At 75.0% G+C, this 2,632-nt stretch carries 2 protein-coding genes and 2 pseudogenes; all 4 read left to right on the top strand.

The window, feature by feature from the left end:
- Window positions 1-226, top strand: a pseudogene (locus RH94_RS42970) (N-acetyl-gamma-glutamyl-phosphate reductase); the annotation flags it as partial.
- 55 nt (window positions 227-281) lie between these two features.
- Entirely contained in the window at window positions 282-1,118 is an 837-nt protein-coding gene (argB, locus tag RH94_RS10310; protein ID WP_073947322.1) for an acetylglutamate kinase, read from the top strand.
- Window positions 1,119-1,365: 247 nt separating this feature from the next.
- A pseudogene (locus RH94_RS46600) lies at window positions 1,366-2,027 on the top strand (M20/M25/M40 family metallo-hydrolase); the annotation flags it as partial.
- A 1-nt stretch (window position 2,028) separates the two neighbouring features.
- A partial coding sequence (locus tag RH94_RS42965) for a M20/M25/M40 family metallo-hydrolase (protein ID WP_234425671.1) occupies window positions 2,029-2,457 on the top strand: 429 nt, incomplete at its 5' end.
- Window positions 2,458-2,632 lie beyond the last annotated feature (175 nt).

The raw sequence follows: 2,632 nt of genomic DNA, 5'->3' as shown, positions 1-2,632 counted from the left end.
CGTCGCGCAGCGCCAGGGACTGCACCGGCTGCCGGAACCACGGATGCTGCTCGGCTCCAACCACTGCGACATCGGCTTCGACCTCGACGACGACCGGATCGTCGCGGTCGCGGCACTCGACAACCTTGTCAAGGGCGCGGCAGGCGGAGCCGTGCAGAGCGCAAATCTCGCCGCCGGTCTGCCGGAGCGGTCCGGACTGGCATTCCCCGGCCTGCACCCCATGTGAACCGGCCCGTGTGAACGACCCGAGGTGATCTACCCCATGTGAAGGGAGGGACAGGATGACACTCGTAGTGAAACTGGGCAGCGACATCGACAGGGACGCCGTCCTCGACGACATCGCCGCACTCACCGCGCAGGGCACGCGTGTCGTGCTCGTCCACGGCGGCGGAGCGGAGGCCGACCGGCTGAGCGGTCAGCTCGGCCGCACCGTGGAACACCTGCGGTCCGCCGACGGCACCAGCGCCCGGCGCACCGACGCGGCGGCGCTCGACGCGCTGACCATGGCCCTGCTCGGGCGGGTGAAGCCCGCCCTGCTGAGTGGACTGCGCCGACGCGGCATCGCCGCCACCGGGCTGTCCGGCGCGGACGGCGGCACGCTGACCGCGGTACGCAAGACCGCGCTGCGCGTGTACGACGGCGGCGGCCGGGTGCGGATCGTCCGCGACGACCTCAGCGGCCGCGTCGACCGCGTAGACCCGGCCCTGCTGCGCGTCCTGCTTGCCGCGGGCGAACTGCCGGTGCTGTCACCGCCCGCCGCGGCCGAGGACGGCACGCTGCTCAACGTCGACGCCGACCGCGCCGCAGCCGCCGTCGCCACCGCCTTGGACGCCACCGCTCTCGTCCTGCTCACCCGCGCCCCCGGCGTCCTGCGCGACCCCGACCGCCCCGACACCGTGCTCCCTGACCTGGAGGTGGGCCCGGCCGCGAAGCTCCCGCCGTCCGTACGCGGCCGGATGCGCCACAAACTGCGCTCTGCGGCGGACGCGCTGACCGGCGGGGTGGACCTTGTCACCATCGCCTCCGGTCACGGCCCGACCCCCGTCCGCGCGGCGCTGCACTCCCACACGGGCACCCGCCTGCGCCTGACCGTCACCGTTCACCGGAGACCCGCGTGAGCACCCCCGGGCGCTGCGGCCCCGTCACCCACGGTGCGGACCACGCCGTCCGCGCGCCGCGGACCCGCCCGCGCGGACCGGGTCCAGCCGCCGGGCCGACGTCGCACATTCGCGTACCGGGCCGCGCCCGCGCCCCGCTCGGCGGGCGCACGACGTCGGCCGGCCGTTCCGGGACCGTCGGGCGCGGTGCGGCCGGTCCCGGTGCCACAGGCCGGGGCCGGGGAGACCACGCAGGGAGGGGGACCGGGTGAGCGCGGGCGACGACTATCCGGCGCGGCTGCTGCGCGGACTCGTGGGGATTCCGTCCGTCTCCGGACGGGAGGAGCGGGCCTCCGCGTACCTGGCTGGGCAGATGGAACGGCTCGGCATGCGGGCCAGGGTCGACGCCGTCGGCAACGCCGTCGGGGAGATCGGTGCCACCGACGGGCCCACCGTGCTGCTCCTCGGCCACATCGACACCGTCCCCGGCGACATCGCGGTCTGCCAGGTCGGTGATCTGCTCTACGGCCGCGGCACGGTCGACGCCAAGGGACCGCTCGTCGCCATGACCTGCGCCGCCGTCCGCGCCGCAGCCGCGGCTCCGCGGCTGCGGGTCATTGTGGCGGGCGCCGTCGGCGAGGAGGTGCCCGGCTCACGGGGCGCGCGGCACCTGCTGCGTACCCTGCCCGCGCCCGACGCCGTCGTCATCGGCGAGCCCAGCGGCTGGGACGGGGTGTGCCTCGGCTACAAGGGCCGGGTCGGCGTCGAGTACGAGGTCAGCCGCCCGCCCATGCACACCTCCAGCCCCGAGGAGACCGCCGTCGAGGCGGCCGCCGCGTTCTGGCAGGGGGTCGACGCCTACATGCGCCGGGCCTCCGGCGCACACGAGGGCGTGTCCTTCGACGCGGCCGTCGCCACACTGGTGCGGCTNGGCGGCATCCGGGACGCCGCCGCGTCCATCACCTGCCGGGTACCGGCCGGGTTCGACTTCGACGACTTCCAGCGGTTCGTCGACGACACGGCCGTGCACGCCGCGGCGCGCCTGGACGAACGCGTCCCGGCCGTACGCCGCGGCGTCTCCGACCCGGTGGCCCGCGCCCTGCGCAACGCGATCCGGCTGCACGGCGGACGCCCGGCGCTGCGCCTGAAGGCCGGCACCTCGGACATGAACGTCATCGACCACCAGTGGCCGGTCCCGATGGTCGCCTACGGCCCGGGCGACGCCCACCTCGACCACACCGACGACGAACACATCGATCTCGGCGACCTCCACCGGTCCGTCGTCGTCCTGACCCGGGCACTGACCGATCTGGCCGGCGTGCTGCGCCGCGCACCGGCCACCACCCTCATCCACGCCTAGCGGACATCCACGCCGAGCGGACCAAATGCGAAGGAGCGCGTCGCCATGGGGCGAGCCGACAACAAGACCGTCATGATCACCGGTGCGGCCCGTGCCCTGGGCCGCTCGCACGCCCTGCTGTTCGCCGAGGAGGGGGCGGACCTGGTGCTCGTCGACCTCGGCCGCGAGAGCGGCG

The organism is Streptomyces kebangsaanensis (assembly GCF_001906585.1).
Lineage (GTDB): Bacteria > Actinomycetota > Actinomycetes > Streptomycetales > Streptomycetaceae > Streptomyces > Streptomyces kebangsaanensis.
This window is presented reverse-complemented; position numbering and strand designations above follow the sequence as displayed.

Bases quoted from the DNA above. Each gene is read 5' to 3' on its own strand.
- argB (WP_073947322.1), top strand. From the start codon at position 282: ATGACACTCGTAGTGAAACTGGGCAGCGACATCGACAGGGACGCCGTC.